Origin of the sequence: Nonomuraea basaltis, assembly GCF_005893125.1 — a bacterium.
Lineage (GTDB): Bacteria > Actinomycetota > Actinomycetes > Streptosporangiales > Streptosporangiaceae > Nonomuraea > Nonomuraea basaltis.
In genome coordinates this window covers 1-459 of sequence record NZ_VCJS01000655.1, presented here as the reverse complement: position 1 = coordinate 459, position 459 = coordinate 1, and the positions used below count along the sequence as shown (strand labels likewise).

Annotated in this window: 1 protein-coding gene; it reads left to right on the top strand. The window is 60.8% G+C overall.

The genetic code is table 11. The features are described from left to right. Positions 1 to 146 precede the first annotated feature (146 nt). Positions 147 to 296, top strand: coding sequence for a hypothetical protein (locus tag EJK15_RS72525; RefSeq protein WP_171075459.1), 150 nt, complete (start codon positions 147 to 149; stop codon positions 294 to 296). The last annotated feature ends 163 nt before the right edge of the window (positions 297 to 459 follow it).

Sequence of the window (459 nt, the reverse complement as noted above, 5' to 3'; positions counted from 1 at the left end):
GCTCGTGGAACCGGCACCATCGGCGTGACCGCCGACGCGGGTGCCTGCCCGAAACCGCAGATGAAGATCAATAAATCACTCAGCCATCACGCTCGGCGAAGCCACCAGAACGCGTGAACTATCGAGGCAAGGTCCGTTGGTGGCACATGGAAATGGTGGTGCGTGAGAACGCTTGGCTCACCTTCGTGGATGAGGTGAAGCGCGGCCATTACCTGCCGACGCCGTTGGAAAGGGTGAACGGCAAACGGGGATGGGTGCGGTTGTGTGTCCTGAACGCGAAGGAGAGTTCGATGTAGGAGAGCGATCTGGAGCGATGCTGCTCGGATGATGAAGGTCGTGGCCCTTCGAAGTCGCCCTGCGGAGGGAGGCTTCAAACCGCCTCATGCTGCGTTGGCTGAAGACCGTCGTGGTGAGCGATGAGGAAAAGGCGTCCGTGATGGCGTCAGGTGGGGACCGGGA

Coding starts and splice junctions, on each gene's coding strand:
- EJK15_RS72525 (WP_171075459.1), top strand. CDS start 147: ATGGAAATGGTGGTGCGTGAGAACGCTTGGCTCACCTTCGTGGATGAG.